The 16,307-nt window shown below is 55.2% G+C and carries 14 protein-coding genes; 9 read left to right on the forward strand and 5 right to left on the reverse strand.

The features are described 5' to 3' along the window. Nucleotides 1-31: 31 nt before the first annotated feature. Entirely contained in the window at nt 32-2,848 is a 2,817-nt protein-coding gene (polA, locus tag ACILP4_RS02100) for a DNA polymerase I (RefSeq protein ID WP_395619098.1), read from the forward strand. 11 nt (nt 2,849-2,859) lie between these two features. Here polA and ACILP4_RS02105 read toward each other — a convergent pair whose 3' ends face one another. Next, on the reverse strand, nt 2,860-3,753 hold the full coding sequence (locus ACILP4_RS02105) for a prephenate dehydratase (RefSeq protein ID WP_395619099.1): 894 nt from the start codon (nt 3,751-3,753) through the stop codon (nt 2,860-2,862). Nucleotides 3,754-3,899: 146 nt separating this feature from the next. Here ACILP4_RS02105 and ACILP4_RS02110 point away from each other — a divergent pair, with 146 nt between their 5' ends. Further along, a complete protein-coding gene (locus ACILP4_RS02110) occupies nt 3,900-4,526 on the forward strand; it encodes a c-type cytochrome (protein ID WP_395619100.1) in 627 nt (208 codons plus the stop codon). A gap of 23 nt (nt 4,527-4,549) precedes the next feature. Here ACILP4_RS02110 and ACILP4_RS02115 read toward each other — a convergent pair whose 3' ends face one another. Both ACILP4_RS02115 and ACILP4_RS02120 read right to left on the reverse strand, forming a co-directional pair. Then, nucleotides 4,550-5,416 (reverse strand): LOG family protein, encoded by an 867-nt coding sequence (locus ACILP4_RS02115; protein ID WP_395619101.1) that lies wholly within the window; start codon nt 5,414-5,416, stop codon nt 4,550-4,552. 39 nt (nt 5,417-5,455) lie between these two features. Next, a complete protein-coding gene (locus ACILP4_RS02120) occupies nt 5,456-6,115 on the reverse strand; it encodes an extensin family protein (protein WP_395619102.1) in 660 nt (219 codons plus the stop codon). Between the two features lie 134 nt (nt 6,116-6,249). Between ACILP4_RS02120 and ACILP4_RS02125 the strand changes: the two genes are divergently transcribed. The 6 genes from ACILP4_RS02125 (at nt 6,250) to ACILP4_RS02150 (ending at nt 12,655) form a co-directional block, all read left to right on the forward strand. Next, a complete protein-coding gene (locus ACILP4_RS02125) occupies nt 6,250-6,837 on the forward strand; it encodes a sulfite oxidase heme-binding subunit YedZ (protein WP_395619103.1) in 588 nt (195 codons plus the stop codon). Between the two features lie 2 nt (nt 6,838-6,839). After that, entirely contained in the window at nt 6,840-7,154 is a 315-nt protein-coding gene (locus tag ACILP4_RS02130) for a PepSY domain-containing protein (RefSeq protein WP_395619104.1), read from the forward strand. Nucleotides 7,155-7,257: 103 nt separating this feature from the next. Then, nucleotides 7,258-8,382 (forward strand): phosphoserine transaminase, encoded by a 1,125-nt coding sequence (locus tag ACILP4_RS02135; protein WP_395619105.1) that lies wholly within the window; start codon nt 7,258-7,260, stop codon nt 8,380-8,382. A 107-nt stretch (nt 8,383-8,489) separates the two neighbouring features. Beyond that, the gene (serA, locus tag ACILP4_RS02140; RefSeq protein WP_395619106.1) at nt 8,490-10,073 is read left to right on the forward strand and encodes a phosphoglycerate dehydrogenase; all 1,584 of its coding nucleotides are present in this window, start codon (nt 8,490-8,492) and stop codon (nt 10,071-10,073) included. A gap of 41 nt (nt 10,074-10,114) precedes the next feature. Beyond that, entirely contained in the window at nt 10,115-11,227 is a 1,113-nt protein-coding gene (locus ACILP4_RS02145) for an ATP phosphoribosyltransferase regulatory subunit (protein WP_395619107.1), read from the forward strand. Nucleotides 11,228-11,365: 138 nt separating this feature from the next. Continuing rightward, nucleotides 11,366-12,655, forward strand: coding sequence for an adenylosuccinate synthase (locus ACILP4_RS02150; protein WP_395619108.1), 1,290 nt, complete (start codon nt 11,366-11,368; stop codon nt 12,653-12,655). Here ACILP4_RS02150 and ACILP4_RS02155 read toward each other — a convergent pair. Beyond that, nucleotides 12,652-13,953: a spinster family MFS transporter gene (locus tag ACILP4_RS02155; RefSeq protein ID WP_395619109.1), complete on the reverse strand. Its 1,302-nt coding sequence runs from the start codon at nt 13,951-13,953 to the stop codon at nt 12,652-12,654. The two genes, ACILP4_RS02150 and ACILP4_RS02155, sit on opposite strands and share 4 nt — an antisense overlap. Before the next feature lie 173 nt (nt 13,954-14,126). On the opposite strand from ACILP4_RS02155, the gene ACILP4_RS02160 reads away from it, so the two are divergent. Further along, nucleotides 14,127-14,864 (forward strand): class I SAM-dependent methyltransferase, encoded by a 738-nt coding sequence (locus ACILP4_RS02160; protein ID WP_395619110.1) that lies wholly within the window; start codon nt 14,127-14,129, stop codon nt 14,862-14,864. On the opposite strand, the gene ACILP4_RS02165 is transcribed toward ACILP4_RS02160, so the two are convergent. Further along, a complete protein-coding gene (locus ACILP4_RS02165) occupies nt 14,861-16,204 on the reverse strand; it encodes a dicarboxylate/amino acid:cation symporter (protein WP_395619111.1) in 1,344 nt (447 codons plus the stop codon). The genes ACILP4_RS02160 and ACILP4_RS02165 overlap by 4 nt on opposite strands. Between the last annotated feature and the right edge of the window lie 103 nt (nt 16,205-16,307).

Raw genomic sequence — 16,307 nt, forward strand, 5'->3', positions numbered from 1 at the left:
CTTGGCCAAAACGGGCTGCTATCGCTGCATTATGTCTGACCAAAAGCATCTCTACCTCGTTGACGGCTCCGCTTATATTTTTCGGGCCTATCACCGGCTGCCGCCGCTTACTAACAAGCATGGCGAACCGGTTGGCGCTGTCTATGGTTATACAACGATGCTGTGGAAGCTGGCGGACGATTTGAATCAGGCCGATGGCCCGACGCATATGGCCGTGGTGTTGGATAAGTCCAGTCAGACATTCCGCAACCGGATTTATGACCAATATAAGGCGCATCGCCCCGACCCGCCCGAAGACCTGAGGCCCCAATTTCCGATGATCCGCGATGCGACGCGCGCATTTTCGCTGCCATTGATTGAAGAAGAAGATGTCGAAGCCGACGACATGATCGCAAGCTATGCCAAGGCGGCTAGCGCGGCTGGTTGGCATGTCACCATCGTCAGCAGCGACAAGGACCTGATGCAGCTTGTCGAACCGTCTATCGACATGTTCGACACGATGAAAAACGAACGCATCCGTTCAGAAGAAGTATTCGAGAAATTTGGTGTCGGTCCTGACAAAGTCGGCGATGTGCTCGCCTTGATGGGCGACAGCGTCGACAATGTCCCCGGTGTTCCGGGCGTCGGCCCAAAGACCGCAACCAAGCTGATCCAAGAATTTGGCGACCTTGAAAGCGTATTGGCGGCGGCGCCCGATATGAAGCCATCAAAAATGCGCGACAATTTGATCGAGCATGCGGATAAGGCACGATTGTCGAAGGTGCTGGTAACGTTAAAGGAAGATTGCCCGTTGCCAATTGCCATGGAAGACATGGTGCTCGGTGCTATCCCCGAAGAACCTTTGACCGAATTTCTGCAGCATCACGGTTTTAATTCGCTGTTGAAGCGTATTGGGCATGTCGCTGACACCGCGGCTGCCAATAAGGCGATTGCGGGCAACCCCAAGGCCATGCACGCAGGCGACGGAGCAGAACGCGCGCCGGTATCTGGGGCGTCCGCCGCCCCAGCGCCAATGCCGAAAATTGATACCTCCAGTTATGAATGTGTCACGGACATCGCCCGGTTGGACCATTGGATTGCGCGCGCGCGCGAAACCGGTACCTTGGGTTTTGACACCGAAACCGACAGTCTGCAGGCCGCGAGCGCAAACCTTGTGGGCTTCAGCCTTGCGGTCGCCCCCGGTGAGGCATGCTATGTGCCGTTGACGCATGGCGGCACCGACATGTTTGCGGAACGCCCTACGCAAATTCCAATGGACGCCGCGCTGGCCAAGTTACGCCCTTTGCTCTGTGACCCAAGCGTCCTCAAAATCGGCCAGAATTTGAAATATGACATGTCAGTGCTTGCCCGGCACAATGTCCCCATCACGCCATATGACGACACGATGGTGATGAGCTTTGCCTTGGACGCAGGGCGTCAGGCGCATGGTATGGATGAGTTATCCAAGACCCATCTGGGGCATGAATGCATATCGTACAAAAGCGTGACGGGCACGGGCAAAAGCCAGATTGGTTTTGCCGCCGTGCCTCTGTCCGACGCGACACGTTATGCAGCGGAGGACGCCGATGTGACGTTGCGTCTATGGCACCATCTGAAATTGCGCCTAAGCCCCGAAAAAGCGACCAGCGTCTATGAACTCGTAGACCGTCCCTTGGTGCCCGTGCTTTCCAAAATGGAATGTCTGGGCATCAAGGTGGACCGCGCCGCGCTAGCGCGCCTGTCGTCTGAGTTTGCCGGTCAAATGGAATTGCTCGAAAAGGAAATTCACGGCCTTGCGGGGCAAGCTTTTACAATTGGCAGTCCACAGCAATTGGGCGAAATTCTGTTTGGTAAAATGGGTTATAAGGGCGGAAAAAAGGGCAAGTCGGGGCAGTATTCAACCGATGTGACGGTGTTGGAGGATCTTGCGGGGCAGGGCATCGAGATCGCGCACAAAGTGCTCGAGTGGCGGCAATTGGCGAAGCTAAAATCCACCTACACCGACAGCCTGCAACAGCAGATTGACCCCAAAACCGGGCGTGTGCACACAAGCTACAGCCTTGTTGGCGCACAAACCGGGCGATTGTCGTCGACCGACCCCAATTTGCAGAACATCCCGATCCGCACCGAAACGGGGCGTCAAATCAGGGACGCATTTGTCGCGGAACCCGGCAACGTCATTTTGTCCGCTGACTATAGCCAGATCGAACTGCGTTTGGCGGCGCATTTTGCCGATGTCGAACCGTTGCGGGACGCCTTTGAAAAGGGCGAGGATATCCACGCCCGCACGGCGCTTGAGCTATTTGGTGAAGTCAATCGCGACACACGCGGACGCGCCAAAACGATCAACTTCTCCATCCTCTATGGCATTTCGCGCTGGGGCCTTTCTAAACGGTTGGAATCCTCCCCAGAAGAGGCGCAGTCGCTCATCGACGCTTACTTCAAACGCTTCCCCGGCATTTCCAATTATATTCAGGAAACGATGGCAACCGTGCGCGAATGTGGTCATTCGACCACCCTCTTTGGCCGCAAAACATGGTTTCCGCGGATTACATCACCCAATCAAGCCGAACGACAGGGCAGCGAACGCGCCGCGATCAACGCGCCGATCCAAGGAACGAGTGCCGACATCATTAAGCGCGCGATGGTGCAAATGGGGCCAGCGTTGGGCGCCGCTGGGCTGGGCCATGTGAAGATGCTGCTGCAGGTGCACGATGAACTGGTGTTCGAATTGCCAGAGGCGGACGTCGCCGCTGCCAGCGAGGTCATTCGCAACGTCATGGCCAATGCAGCGGAACCGCTGGTAAAGCTCACGGTTCCCCTGGGCATTGAAATCGGCACGGGTGTAAGCTGGGGGGCGGCGCACTAAGTAAGGCTGCCTTAACCCCGTTCGCGGGTTTGCATATAGGTCCCGAGTAAGCGGACCGAGTTGCAGTGGAAGCGTAGTTCCTCCAATGCGCGGTCCACGGCAGGGTCACCGGGTGCGCCTTCGATATCGGCGAAGAATTCGGTCGCGGCGAAGCTTGCGCCATTTTGATAGCTTTCCAATTTTGTCATATTGACGCCATTGGTCGCAAAGCCACCCATCGCCTTGTACAAAGCCGCAGGGATGTTCTTCACCTCAAAAATGAGCGTGGTCATTAACGTGCCGGTCAGGCTGCTTCGCTCGGCCGGGGCGCGCGAAAGGACAACGAAGCGAGTGGTGTTGCTGTCATCGTCCTGCACGGCGCTGTTAATTGCGACAAGGCCATATAAATCAGCAGCAATCGGTGGCGCAATGGCCGCAGCCGACGGGTCGTCATTGGCAGCGACAAATGCCGCTGCCGCCGCGGTATCTGCATATGCGACAGGGATAATCCCATTTGCGCGTAAAAAATGCCGGCATTGACCAAGCGCTTGCGGATGGCTCATGGCGGTTTTGAGCGCGGCATCTGCCGATTTTGCCATAAGGCAATGGCGGATCTTCATAAAATGCTCGGCAATGATGCTGAGGCCTGATTCTGGTAGCAGAAAGTGGATGTCTGCAACGCGGCCATGTAGCGAATTTTCGATAGGTATAATCGCGCACGCGGCCTTTCCGTCCTTGACCGCATCAATGGCGTCTTCGAACGAGAAACAGGGCAGCGGTAAGCAATCGGCGTCATATTCCAGCGCCGCCAAATGCGAGTTCGCCCCAGGCGCGCCTTGAAAGGCAATCGCTTTTGCAGGATGTTTATGTGCAGCAAGCGTCATGTCTTTGACGATTGCCAGTGCGGGCGCGGGATAACTGTTCATGCGCCAATCGCGATAGGATAGGCAGACTTATCGAGCAAGTGTGGATTTGGGCACTTGCACGGCGTTGCACTCGCCATTAGAGGGGCCAATCAGACCGGCCGTCATTCTACGCCGGTGTTTTAACGCACTTTCAAGGCTGATAAACAATGGATGATCGTAGTAACACAATTGCAGGCTGGGTTTTAGCAGGCGGCATCGTTGCGCTGGGGCTAAGCATCGTCACGGGAATGTATTTCCACCCAGAGGCACCCGAGAAAGAGGGCTTTGCCGTTGTGGCTGAGGCGGCGGGCGAAGCGGGCGGCGCCGCTGCGGTGCCAATCGCGACGTTGCTTGCGACAGCTGATATTGCCAAAGGCGAAGCTGCGTTCAAAAAATGTGCGGCATGTCACACCATTGCACAAGGCGGCGCAAACGGGATCGGTCCTAATCTTTGGGCATCAATGGGTAAGGCGCATGGCCATGTGGCTGGCTTTGCTTATTCCGACGCGCTGAAAAGCATTCCAGGTAACTGGGATTGGGAAGGCATGGACAAATGGTTGGCCAACCCTAAGAAATATGCGCCGGGCACCAAGATGACTTTCGCTGGTTTGGGTAACCCAGAAGAACGCGCTAACCTGATCTTGTATCTGAACGCCCAGGGTTCAAACTTGCCATTGCCAACGCCGCCTGCGGCAGAAGTCCCTGCCGCTGATGCGGCAGCCGACGCCGCAACGGGTGAAGCTGGCGCAGCGCCAGCAACCGATGCTGCAGCAGCACCAGCAGCTGCGAAATAATCCAGTTAGGCCTTCGGCCTAGTTCAATGTGACACTTCGTAGAAATCGCAGATGGCACCCCATGCCTCTTCTGCGGTTTCTACGAACTGGAATAGCTCCAGATCACGCGGGCTGATAACGCCCTCGAGCATAAGCTCCTCAAAATTCACGACGCGGTTCCAAAATTCGCGCCCGAATAAAAGGATCGGCATCTTCTTGATCTTGCCGGTCTGTATGAGCGTCAGCAGCTCAAAAAATTCATCAAATGTGCCAAAACCACCGGGGAACACCGCGACGGCGCGTGCGCGCAACAAGAAGTGCATTTTGCGCAACGCGAAATAATGGAATTGAAAACTCAACCGCGGTGTCACGAACAGGTTCGGGGCTTGCTCATGCGGAAGTACGATGTTCAGGCCAACCGATTCTGCGCCCACATCATGTGCGCCGCGATTAGCCGCCTCCATGATCGATGGACCACCGCCGGAGCAAACGACAAAGTGGCGACGACCTTCTTCATCGGTAACATTGGCTTTTCCGGCCAATTGCGCCAAATGGCGCGCTTCGGCGTAGAAACGTGACTTTTCCTGCAAACGCTCGGCGATGATCGTTGCGCGCTCCCCTTCGGCAGCGGCGAGTATCGCGTCGGCGGCATCTGGTTCTGGAATACGCGCGGAGCCATAGATGACCAACATGGAACCGATATTCGCCTCATCAAGCAACATTTCGGTTTTAAGCAGTTCGAGCTGAAAACGAACAGGGCGCAGGTCTTCGCGCAGCAGGAAGTCCGTATCCTGAAAGGCCAGTCGATACGACTTGCTTTGCGTTTGCGGAGTGGAGAGTTGCTGTTCGGCAAAATCCGCTTCTTGCTGTGCTTTGTAGAAGCGGCGATCGTTAATTTTTGTGTCTGTCATTATCCTGCATGTAGGGAGTAAACATCGCTTTTGCCAACTTTATCGGCAATAAGCAGTGCCATTGCTCGTCGACTTGGCCATGTCGAAATGGAAATGGTTTGCATGCGCGGCGTTATAATCGGGACCAAGAACAGTGCCAAAGCGCTTGCATGCGGATTGGTGTAAGCGGCGTAAAAATGCCCGTTCTTCTGATGATCCGCGCCAACCGTTCAGCACGGAGACACGCCGTCCATCGCGCAGAACAAAGGCGGATACATCAACGGCATTCGCAAATGCATGTTCGGACAATTTGCCAGACCTGCTGCCGTTGACAGCACGGCAGTTGAATGTGCCCATAGTTTCAATCTTCACAACCTCACTGCCCAGATAGAGCTTGGCCGCGGGCGCAACGCCATAACGCGCCCAATCGGTAAAGCTTGAGGCAAGAGGGCAGGTCATTGCCCCCAAATTTGTTGTGGGCGTGCCAAAGTCCATCAACTTGATGGTGTCGATCATGCGGCATCCGCCGTCAAAGCTTTTGCTAGGTAATCCTGCAAATCGCACCGATTTGGACTTGAGGCCAGCCAGGCACTGGCGCGCGCTTTGCGATGTCATGTTGTCGCCGGAACGCGACGATTGCGGCTTTTCCCGTCCACCGCACGACGCTAGCGCAAAGACGCCAGCGATCAGCAGAAATCTTTGAAGCAAGGCCAACGACATGAAAGCGTCTTAACGTAAAATATAGTCTGCGCAGGCATAAAATATCTCCACATCCCCTAAATCCATAGAAATTTGAAGGGTTCAGATAAAAATTGCGCGTTGCATAGCGGGCGTCAGACGCTTATCCCGCATGCATGTTGCGAATCATTCTTAATAAGAAGCCAACATTCTGGGCGCTTTTGTGCTTGCCAGCGATATTGATGATGCGCCCTTATGTTTTCGGCGATGTGATCGCGATGGATATGTTGCACCCAACGGGTGAATGGTCGGCCCGCTTGATGATTGCCGCGATGGTGCTTAGTCCCTTATTGTCGCTCATTGGACCGCGGCCATGGTTGAGCTGGCTCATCCAGCGCCGCCGGGCATTGGGCGTTGCGGCCTTTGGCTATGCTATTTTGCATCTCATTTTCTACATCATCGATATGGGAAACCTTGATGATATGCTCGCTGAGTTTTTGGCGCTTGGTATCTGGACTGGTTGGGCTGCGATGCTGCTGTTTGTGCCGTTGGCTGTGACCAGCAATGATGCGTCCATGCGAATGCTAAAGGCTGGCTGGAAACGTCTTCAGCGCTTGGTTTATCCCGCGGCTGTGCTTGTTCTTGTCCATTGGATATTCATCCACAATAATTTAGGACCAGCGCTCGTCCACTTCATCCCACTCGTGCTTCTCGTTGCAGCACGATATTTCCGCACCAACAGACCCAATTTTAAAGGAGCATGAATATGCGTTTATGGACACCTCTTTCACTGGCCGCTGTGGCCGCTATCGCCTTTGCATCGGTTCCGGCTTCGGCCACGGGCGCAATCACCTGCAAGTCAGGACCAGTATCCGGCTGGAAAAGTCAAAAGGCGCTGACCGACAAGCTCACTAAAGACGGCTGGACGGTGCGTAAGTCGAAAGTCGATGGCGGCTGCTATGAAGTGTATGGCACCACGCCTGAAGGCGACCGTGTGGAAGCTTATTTCCATCCCGTAACCCTCGAAAAATTATATGTCAGCCGCCGCGGTGAAATATTGTTTCGCAAGGTGGGTTATTGATAACTTTTTATAATAGTCATTGACAAAACCGGGGCTGCGCCTAAATGCGGCCTCGGGCCACGCGGTCCCAACGCCGCGCTGCTCTCTGCAAGGAGAAGCTTACATGACTATAGTACCCCCCGCCGTTAAAGCGGCGCGTCCATTTTTTTCATCCGGTCCTTGTGCGAAACCGCCAGGCTGGAGCCCCGAAAAACTTCAAACCGAATCGCTTGGCCGATCGCATCGCGCGAAAATCGGTAAATCACGCCTGCAGTTGGCCATCGATTTGATGCGCGAAGTGCTTCAGGTTCCTGATACCCATCGCATTGGCATTGTCCCCGGTTCCGACACTGGCGCGATTGAAATGGCGATGTGGACCATGCTCGGCGCGCGCCCCGTCACGATGATGGCGTGGGAAAGCTTCGGCGAAGGCTGGGTCACGGATGTAAACAAGCAGTTGAAGCTGAGCGCCAATGTCATGAACGCGCCTTATGGCGAAATTCCGGATTTGAGCGCGGTCGATTTTACCCATGATGTGGTCTTCACATGGAATGGCACAACCTCTGGCGCGCGCGTTCCCAATGGTGATTGGATCGCCGATGACCGCGAAGGCCTGACCTTCAACGACGCCACATCAGCGGTATTTGCTTATGATATGCCTTGGGACAAGCTCGATGTAACAACATTTAGCTGGCAGAAGGTGTTAGGCGGCGAAGGCGCGCATGGCGTGCTTATTCTAGGGCCGCGTGCTGTTGCGCGGTTGGAAAGCTACACTCCAGCTTGGCCACTGCCAAAAGTGTTCCGTTTGATGTCCAAAGGCGCGCTCGCCGAAGGTATCTTCAAGGGGGAGACGATCAACACGCCGTCAATGCTCGCCGTTGAGGACGTGATATTTGCGCTGGAGTGGGCAAAGACCGTTGGTGGATTGCAGGGCCTGATGGCACGCAGCAACGCCAATGCGGCGGCGCTTGGCGATATCGTTGCGGCAAGCGACTATCTTGGATTTCTGGCTACTGACCCTGCTATCCGGTCGAAAACTTCGGTTTGTTTGACGGTAAAGGGTGCGGACGAAGCGATGATCAAGAAAATGGTATCTTTGCTTGAGGCAGAGGATGCCGCCTATGACATCGCCGGATATCGCGACGCGCCACCGGGCCTGCGCATTTGGTGCGGCGCAACCGTGGACACCGCAGATATTCAGGCGCTCGGGCCTTGGCTCGATTGGGCTTACCACAGCGCAAAACCATAACACCGTCGCGCCAGCACAGGCTGGCGCCCATCACGTCTCTCGTTTGTCATGGACAGGCGAGATAGGCACCAGCCTTCGCTAGGGCGAGGACCCAAAAGGATAAAACAATGACCAAACCACGCGTACTTATTTCCGACAAAATGGATCCCAACGCCGCCAAGATTTTCGCTGAACGCGGTTGTGATGTGGATGTCATCACCGACAAAACGCCTGATGAACTGGCTGCGATCATTGGCGATTATGATGGCCTTGCCATCCGTTCGTCGACAAAGGTGACGAAACAGATTTTGGACGCCGCGACGAACCTGAAGGTTATTGGCCGCGCCGGCATTGGCGTGGACAATGTCGATATCCCGAATGCCTCGGCCAAGGGTGTTGTCGTCATGAACACGCCTTTTGGCAATTCCATCACCACGGCCGAACATGCCATCGCCTTGATGTTCGCGCTTGCGCGTCAATTGCCAGAGGCGAATGCGCAAACGCAAGCTGGGCACTGGCCGAAAAACGATTTCATGGGCGTTGAAGTTACCGGCAAGACGCTTGGCTTGATCGGCGCGGGCAATATCGGATCGATTGTCGCGAGTCGCGCGCTTGGGTTGCGGATGAAAGTCGTGGCCTTTGACCCCTTCCTCACCGCCGATCGTGCGATTGAGATGGGCGTTGAAAAAGCCGATTTGGATACGTTGCTCGCCAAGGCAGATTTTATCACCTTGCACACGCCGCTAACCGATCAGACGCGTAACGTCCTATCGAGAGAAAATCTTGCAAAGACCAAAAAAGGTGTCCGCATCATCAACTGTGCACGGGGTGGGTTGATCGACGAAGAGGCGCTGAAAGAGGCGTTGGACAGCGGCCAAGTCGCCGGGGCTGCTTTGGACGTTTTTGCGACCGAGCCAGCGAAGGAATCGCCCTTGTTCGGTACGCCAAACTTCATCTGCACGCCGCATCTGGGCGCCTCGACCAATGAGGCACAGGTGAATGTCGCGCTGCAGGTTGCCGAACAAATGGCGGATTATTTGGTGAATGGCGGCGTTACCAATGCGCTGAATATGCCAAGCCTCTCCGCGGAAGAAGCGCCGAAGCTGAAGCCATATACGACCCTTGCGCAAAAATTGGGTTCGCTTGTTGGCCAATTGGCGCATGACAATCTCGACAATATCGCGATTGAGGTTGAAGGCGCTGCGGCAGAGCTGAACATCAAGCCGATTACTGCTGCGGTTCTCGCTGGCTTCATGCGACGTTTTTCCGATGCGGTGAATATGGTTAACGCCCCGTTCTTGGCGAAAGAGCGCGGTTTCGACATTCGCGAAGTCCGCCATGATAAGACAGGCGCTTATCACACATTGGTGCGCGTGACGGTCAATACTGCCCAAGGCCCACGTTCGGTTGCAGGTACATTGTTTGCCAATAGCGAAGCGCGGCTTGTCGAGATTTTCGGCATCAGCCTTGAGGCGGAACTTGAAGGCAATATGCTCTATATCGTCAATGAAGATGCGCCCGGCTTTATCGGCCGTGTTGGCACGACCTTAGGTGAGGCCGGATTGAACATCGGCACATTCCATCTGGGCCGTCGCAGTGCCGGTGGTGAGGCCGTCTTGTTGCTTTCAATGGACGCGGCGATTCCTGAATCTGTCCTGAAACAGCTTGGTACGCTTCCCGGCGTAAAAACCGTGAAGGCGCTGAAGTTTTAAGCGGGGCTTCCCCGCGAGAAGTTTTCGCGTAAAGAGTGCGCATGAATATTCCACCTGATTTGCTGCCCGAAGGGTATCGCGACCGCCTTCCTCCCCAAGCGGAGGTTGCGGCGCGGGTATCACGGGCGATGATCGACGTGCTGGCAAGCTATGGCTATGCGCGCGTCGCACCGGCGATGGCGGAATTTGAATCGGTGCTTGCTAAGCATAGTGGCGATGCCAACCGTAATCAGCATTTGCGCTTCACCGACCCTGTGTCGGGCCATACGCTGGCGCTACGCGGTGATATCACTGTGCAGGTCGGACGGATTGCGACGACACGCCTAAAGGACGCGCCGCGACCACTGCGTTTGGCCTATCATGGACAAGTGTTGCGACTGCGCGCCAAGCAATTACGCCCTGAACGAGAATTGACCCAATTGGGCGCAGAATTGGTCGGCAATGACAGCGTTGCGGCCGCATGCGAAATTGTTGGCGTGGCCATTGATGCGCTTGAGGCGGCGGGTGTTAAAGACATCACCATCGACTTCACCTTACCTGATCTTGTGGAACAGCTGGCGGAAAAGGCGCTGCCTTTGGCGGCGGACAAGATTGATGCCGTTCGGTCCGAGCTGGATATGAAGGATGCAGGCGGGCTTAGCGCGCTGGGTGCCGACGCCTATTTGCCTTTGCTGGCGGCGACCGGCCCATTTGCCGAAGCGGTGGAAAAATTGCGCGCGATTGATGCTGGCGGGGCGTTGGCATCGCGCATTCGTGCCTTGGAAGCCATTGCCAGCACCGTTGCGGGCCGTGCCAATGTGACGCTTGACCCCACCGAGCGGCATGGCTTTGAATATCAAAGCTGGTTCGGCTTCACGATTTTTGCCAAGGGTTACAGTGCGGCACTTGGGCGCGGTGGGACTTATTATATTGACCGTGCCGATGGGCCACCGGAACCGGCAACTGGCTTCTCGCTGTACCCCGACCCATTGATTGATCTGGCGGACGAAAGCATCGTCCGGCGGCTCTTCTTGCCACTTGGCACCGATGCAGCGACGGGCGCAAAACTGCGCCATGAGGGTTGGGTGACAGTAGCGGCATTGGATGAAAATGACAGCGCCGCTGTGCTGGGCTGCACCCATATTTGGGTAAACGGACAAGCCGTTCCCGTCTGAAATCGTCTCGTACGTAGCTTTTGGGTGGACGCCAGCCTCGCATAATCATAACGGAGCCTACGGCGAATCCCTTCGCAGGAAAAACCTCCTGCGCAGAAAAAGGCCCCAGAGCTATCTGGCTTTGACAGGGAATATCTGATGGCGAATGTAACCGTAATTGGCGCACAATGGGGCGACGAAGGTAAAGGCAAGATTGTCGACTGGCTGGCGGAACGCGCCGACGCCGTCGTCCGCTTTCAAGGCGGGCATAATGCTGGTCACACATTGGTCGTTGGCGACAATGTCTATAAATTATCGTTGCTGCCGTCGGGCATTGTCACGGGCACTTTGTCGATTATCGGCAATGGTGTGGTTCTTGACCCATGGGCGTTGCGCGACGAAATGGCGAAGCTGCGCGGGCAGGGCGTTAGTATTACGACTGAAAATTTTGCGTTGGCCGATAACTGCGCCTTGATCTTGCCGATTCATCGCGACTTGGATGGTTTGCGTGAAGCTGCGGCGGGTTCAGGCAAAATCGGCACCACAGGCCGCGGCATTGGCCCTGCCTATGAAGACAAGGTGGGCCGCCGTGCAATCCGTGTGTGTGATCTGGCGCATCTTGATGCATTGGATGCGCAGCTTGACCGCCTCTGCGCGCATCATGATGCCTTGCGCGCCGGATTTGGCGAGCCGCCGGTTGATCGTGCGCGCTTGATATCTGATCTGAAAGAAATCGCACCCTTCGTCCTCGAATATGCGCAGCCAGTGTGGAAGCGTTTGAACAATGTCCGCAAGGCAGGCGCGCGGATCTTGTTTGAAGGTGCGCAGGGCGTATTGCTCGACGTTGATCATGGCACTTATCCATTCGTAACCTCGTCCAACACGGTCTCAGGTACAGCCGCCTCCGGTTCCGGCCTTGGGCCAAGTGCGGCGGGCTTTGTCTTGGGTATCGTCAAGGCTTACACCACGCGGGTTGGGTCAGGGCCTTTCCCGACCGAGCTTGAGGATGAAACCGGCCAAAGATTGGGCGAACGCGGCCATGAATTTGGCACCGTAACGGGACGCAAACGCCGCTGTGGATGGTTTGACGCCGTCATCGTGCGCCAAAGCTGCGCCGTGTCCGGCGTGACCGGCATTGCGCTGACCAAGCTCGATGTGCTTGACGGCTTTGACACGATCAAGATCTGCACTGGGTATCGTTTGAACGGCAAGGTCTATGATTATCTGCCCGCGCATGCGGCAGAGCAAGCCGCCGTGGAACCCATCTACGAAGAAATGCCGGGTTGGCAGGAAACAACCGCCGGCGCGCGCAGCTGGGCCGACCTTCCGGCACAAGCGATCAAATATATCACGCGTGTGCAGGAATTGATCGAAACGCCCGTTGCCTTGGTATCCACATCGCCGCAGCGCGAGGATACGATCTTGGTGCGCGATCCCTTTGCCGATTAACCTGTTTTGAGTTCGGCCTTCAGCCGCAAGCTCGCGCGCCAGAAGAAGAAGGCGGGGATGAGGCCAAGCCACGCGGCGCCATAGAGCACCCATCGGACGCTTTCATCGCCTGCAAGCGGTTTGAACGCGTCTGACATCATGCCGAACAACAATGGTCCAAGACCAAGACCGATCAGGTTTTGCGCGAACAGCATGAAGGCGGCGGCGACGGCGCGGGCCTCCGGCTTTACCAAGCCTTGCACACAAGCATAAGTCGGGCCGTAATAAGCCGCGTTCAATGCCGATGGCACAAATAATAAGATAATCGCCACGCGCCAGTCGGTGGCGAAATAGCCCAAGAATAAAATGGGGGTGGCAATGACCATGCCCAAGGCTGGGGTGGTCAACAAATGACGTTTATCAATCTTGCCGAACTTGTCGGCCATCATGCCGCCGAGCCATGTGCCGGCCATACCTGCCACACCCAAGACAAGGCCCAGCAAAAGGCCGGTTTCGCCAGGGCTCAGGCCATGTGAGCGGATGAATAAGATGACCGCCCAAACGCTTTTGCCGTAGGACAGAAATGCCGTGAACGATGCCGCAATGGCCAGCAGCACAAAAGCGCGCGAGCTAAACACTTCTTTGAGCGCGTCCTTGGTGGAAAGAACGTCACGTGCCTTTTCGCCTGATAATGCGCGCGCGGCGGCCTCAGCCTTGCGTGGCTCGCGCAATATGAAGGGCAGAAAAGCGGCCAATATCAAACCAGGAATAGCGACGGCCATGAAGGCCACGCGCCAGCCATATATGTCGTTCAATGCGCCGCCGATAACAAGGCCTAACAAGCTGCCAATCGGAATGCCAAGGCCGTAAAAAGCAATGGCCGATGATCTTTTTTCCGCCGGAACGCTGTCGGTAATGAGCGAGTGGGCGGCAGGTGTGCAGCCAGCTTCACCTACGCCAACGCCCACACGGGCGAGTGCGAGTTGTGCGAAATTCTGCGCCAACCCGCATAAGGCCGTCATGGCGGACCAGACCGCTAAGGATATCGAAATCAGGCCAACGCGGTTGGTGCTGCTGTTATCTGCATAACGCGCGATGGGGATGCCCAACAATGTATAGAAAAGCGCAAAGGCAAGGCCCGTAAGCAAGCCAATTTGGGTATCTGAAAGGTTGAGATCCCTGCTGATTGGTTCAGCCAAAATGTTGACAATCTGTCGGTCGAGGAAGTTCAATACATAGACAATCATCAATATCCACAACAGCAATTTGGGATTTGTGATCGAAGGTTTTGCAGCCGTTGCAGCTTGGCCATTGTCCATGAATATCTCCTCTTCCTGCAAAATGTTATGGGATGTTTTTCGGTATTGTCAAAGCCTTGAAACATGCGTTCGACGCGCCTTGTAAACGGGGCGTCGCGCCATGAGAGGAGATAATCAGATAAGCCGGTCACTCTTTGATTGACTGTTGTCCGCTTCACGGGTCTTGGGGCGAGATGACAACACGCGAAACGACGGCGTATATGCCTCTCCATGATTTGGACCTTAAACTGTCGTTGGGCGATCGTTTCATGGTCATGGCCTATGGCGCCATTCAATGGCCTTGGTTGCTGCGTAGCCTCGATGGCGGGCGCAAAAAAGACAAGGCTGATCTGCTTGCCTATCTCGGCCTACCGCTGGATTCCTTACCTAATTTGGGCAGTTGGAAAGCCGACACTCATTTTTTGTGGCATATAGTATCAACAATCGAAGAAATGCGTCCGGCACAGGTTGTTGAACTTGGCTGCGGGGCTTCCACTTTTGTCGCTGCCCGCGCATTGCAGCTTTTTGGTGGCGGAAAAATTGTCAGCTTTGACCAACATGCTGCGTTCGTGGAAACGACTCAAGACTGGGTCCATGACAATGATATGGACGCAGACATCCGGCACGCCCCATTAGGCGCGCCGCCATCTGGCTGGCCGGGGCACTGGTATCAACTGTCTGATGTTCCCAAAGAGATCGACTTGCTTATCGTGGATGGCCCGCCTTGGGCTATCCATCCACATGTGCGCGGTGCGGCTGCAAGCCTGTTCCAGCTTATCCGTCCCGGCGGCAAGGTGCTGATGGATGACGCCGCACGGCCCGGCGAGCGTGTTGTGGCGTGGCGCTGGCGCAAAGAGCATAAGAATATGGAATTCAAGCTCGACAACCAAGGTGCCAAAGGCACCTTGGTTGGATACAAAAACACTACCTAAACTTTGCTCGAAGGCTTTTTGGCTACCTTGTTCTCAGCGAGATCGAGGCCGGCCTTTCCACCTGCTGCTGTATGCGCAGGGGCATGGGGTGCTTCGGTATATTCCGGCTGCTCCACCTCAAGCATCCCCTCCCATTTGGTGATGACAGACGTTGCAACTGCATTGCCAACAACGTTCGTTGCGGTGCGGCCCATATCGAGGAATTGGTCAATCGCCAGGATCAGCGCGACGCCCTCGACCGGCAGGTCGAACATCGCCAATGTACCCGTGATGACCACCAACGAAGCCCGCGGTACAGCGGCCACGCCCTTGGAGGAAATCATAAGGGTAAGCAGGATAAGGATCTGCGTGCCGATGGATAGGTCAATGCCATAAGCTTGCGCGATAAAGATGGTCGCGAAGCTCATATACATCATCGAACCATCTAGGTTGAAGCTGTAGCCTAATGGCAGCATGAAGCCCGAAATACGGCGTGGGACACCAAAACGATCTAGCTGTTCAAACAATTTTGGCAGGGCCGCTTCGCTGGATGCGGTCGAGAAAGCGATGAGCATTGGTTCGCGAATGTAACGGATGAGCGTCCAAATCCGTCGACCTAGAAAGATCGCGCCGATGGATAAGAGAATGGTCCACAATAACGCCAGCGACAAATAAAACTCCGTCACCAATTCCAAATAGGTTGCAAGAATTGCGAGGCCGCTTTTTGAAACTACGGCGGCTAAGGCACCGAAAACGGCAACAGGCGCATAACGCATGACATAATGCGTGATCTGCAGCATCATTTCGGCAAGAGACTCTGCGCCCCGCACCAAAGGCGCGCCCTTTTCACCTAAGGCCGAAAGCGCAATGCCTGCGAACAAAGAGAACACCAAAATCTGCAAGATGTTATTGGTCGCCATCGCTTCAAAAGCGTTTTTGGGGAAAATCGAAAGAATGAATTCCCAAAAGTCTAGCTTCTTGACCTCGCCAATCGTTGATGCCGCATTGGCGACCATGTCAACTGGCGCACCGATTCCTGGTTGAAAAAAGTTCACCATCAACAAGCCAAGGCCGATCGAGATGAAGCTGGCGATGATAAACCATGTAATGGCGCGGAAACCGATGCGACCGAGCGCAGAGCTATCGCCCATATGCGCTATGCCAACGACGATGGTTGACAGAATAAGGGGTGCAACCAACAATTTGATTAGGTTCAGAAATATATCAGAAAGGAGTTTGAACGTCTTTGTTATATACGCAAACTGCGTGCTGTCCTGCGCGAAATTAACATGGACTGCGTAGCCGACTGCCACGCCCAAGATCATTCCTGCCAGTATCCACAATGTAAGCCGTTTATCCACGCAACCCTCCGAATATGCTTTGTTTCGCATGACGCTACACAGGAGCAGTTGCTGTCGCAACAAGTTACAGACGTGACTTGTTTAAACGTGAGAAGCACGCCAT

It is taken from the genome of Sphingorhabdus sp., from assembly GCF_044239045.1.
Classification (GTDB): Bacteria; Pseudomonadota; Alphaproteobacteria; order Sphingomonadales; family Sphingomonadaceae; genus Sphingorhabdus_B.

What these genes read in the sequence shown, in the direction of transcription:
- polA (WP_395619098.1), top strand. Translation starts at nt 32, where the DNA reads ATGTCTGACCAAAAGCATCTCTACCTCGTTGACGGCTCCGCTTATATT.
- ACILP4_RS02105 (WP_395619099.1), bottom strand. Translation starts at nt 3,753, where the DNA reads ATGAACAGTTATCCCGCGCCCGCACTGGCAATCGTCAAAGACATGACG.
- ACILP4_RS02110 (WP_395619100.1), top strand. Translation starts at nt 3,900, where the DNA reads ATGGATGATCGTAGTAACACAATTGCAGGCTGGGTTTTAGCAGGCGGC.
- ACILP4_RS02115 (WP_395619101.1), bottom strand. Translation starts at nt 5,416, where the DNA reads ATGACAGACACAAAAATTAACGATCGCCGCTTCTACAAAGCACAGCAA.
- ACILP4_RS02120 (WP_395619102.1), bottom strand. Translation starts at nt 6,115, where the DNA reads ATGTCGTTGGCCTTGCTTCAAAGATTTCTGCTGATCGCTGGCGTCTTT.
- ACILP4_RS02125 (WP_395619103.1), top strand. Translation starts at nt 6,250, where the DNA reads ATGTTGCGAATCATTCTTAATAAGAAGCCAACATTCTGGGCGCTTTTG.
- ACILP4_RS02130 (WP_395619104.1), top strand. Translation starts at nt 6,840, where the DNA reads ATGCGTTTATGGACACCTCTTTCACTGGCCGCTGTGGCCGCTATCGCC.
- ACILP4_RS02135 (WP_395619105.1), top strand. Translation starts at nt 7,258, where the DNA reads ATGACTATAGTACCCCCCGCCGTTAAAGCGGCGCGTCCATTTTTTTCA.
- serA (WP_395619106.1), top strand. Translation starts at nt 8,490, where the DNA reads ATGACCAAACCACGCGTACTTATTTCCGACAAAATGGATCCCAACGCC.
- ACILP4_RS02145 (WP_395619107.1), top strand. Translation starts at nt 10,115, where the DNA reads ATGAATATTCCACCTGATTTGCTGCCCGAAGGGTATCGCGACCGCCTT.
- ACILP4_RS02150 (WP_395619108.1), top strand. Translation starts at nt 11,366, where the DNA reads ATGGCGAATGTAACCGTAATTGGCGCACAATGGGGCGACGAAGGTAAA.
- ACILP4_RS02155 (WP_395619109.1), bottom strand. Translation starts at nt 13,953, where the DNA reads ATGGACAATGGCCAAGCTGCAACGGCTGCAAAACCTTCGATCACAAAT.
- ACILP4_RS02160 (WP_395619110.1), top strand. Translation starts at nt 14,127, where the DNA reads ATGACAACACGCGAAACGACGGCGTATATGCCTCTCCATGATTTGGAC.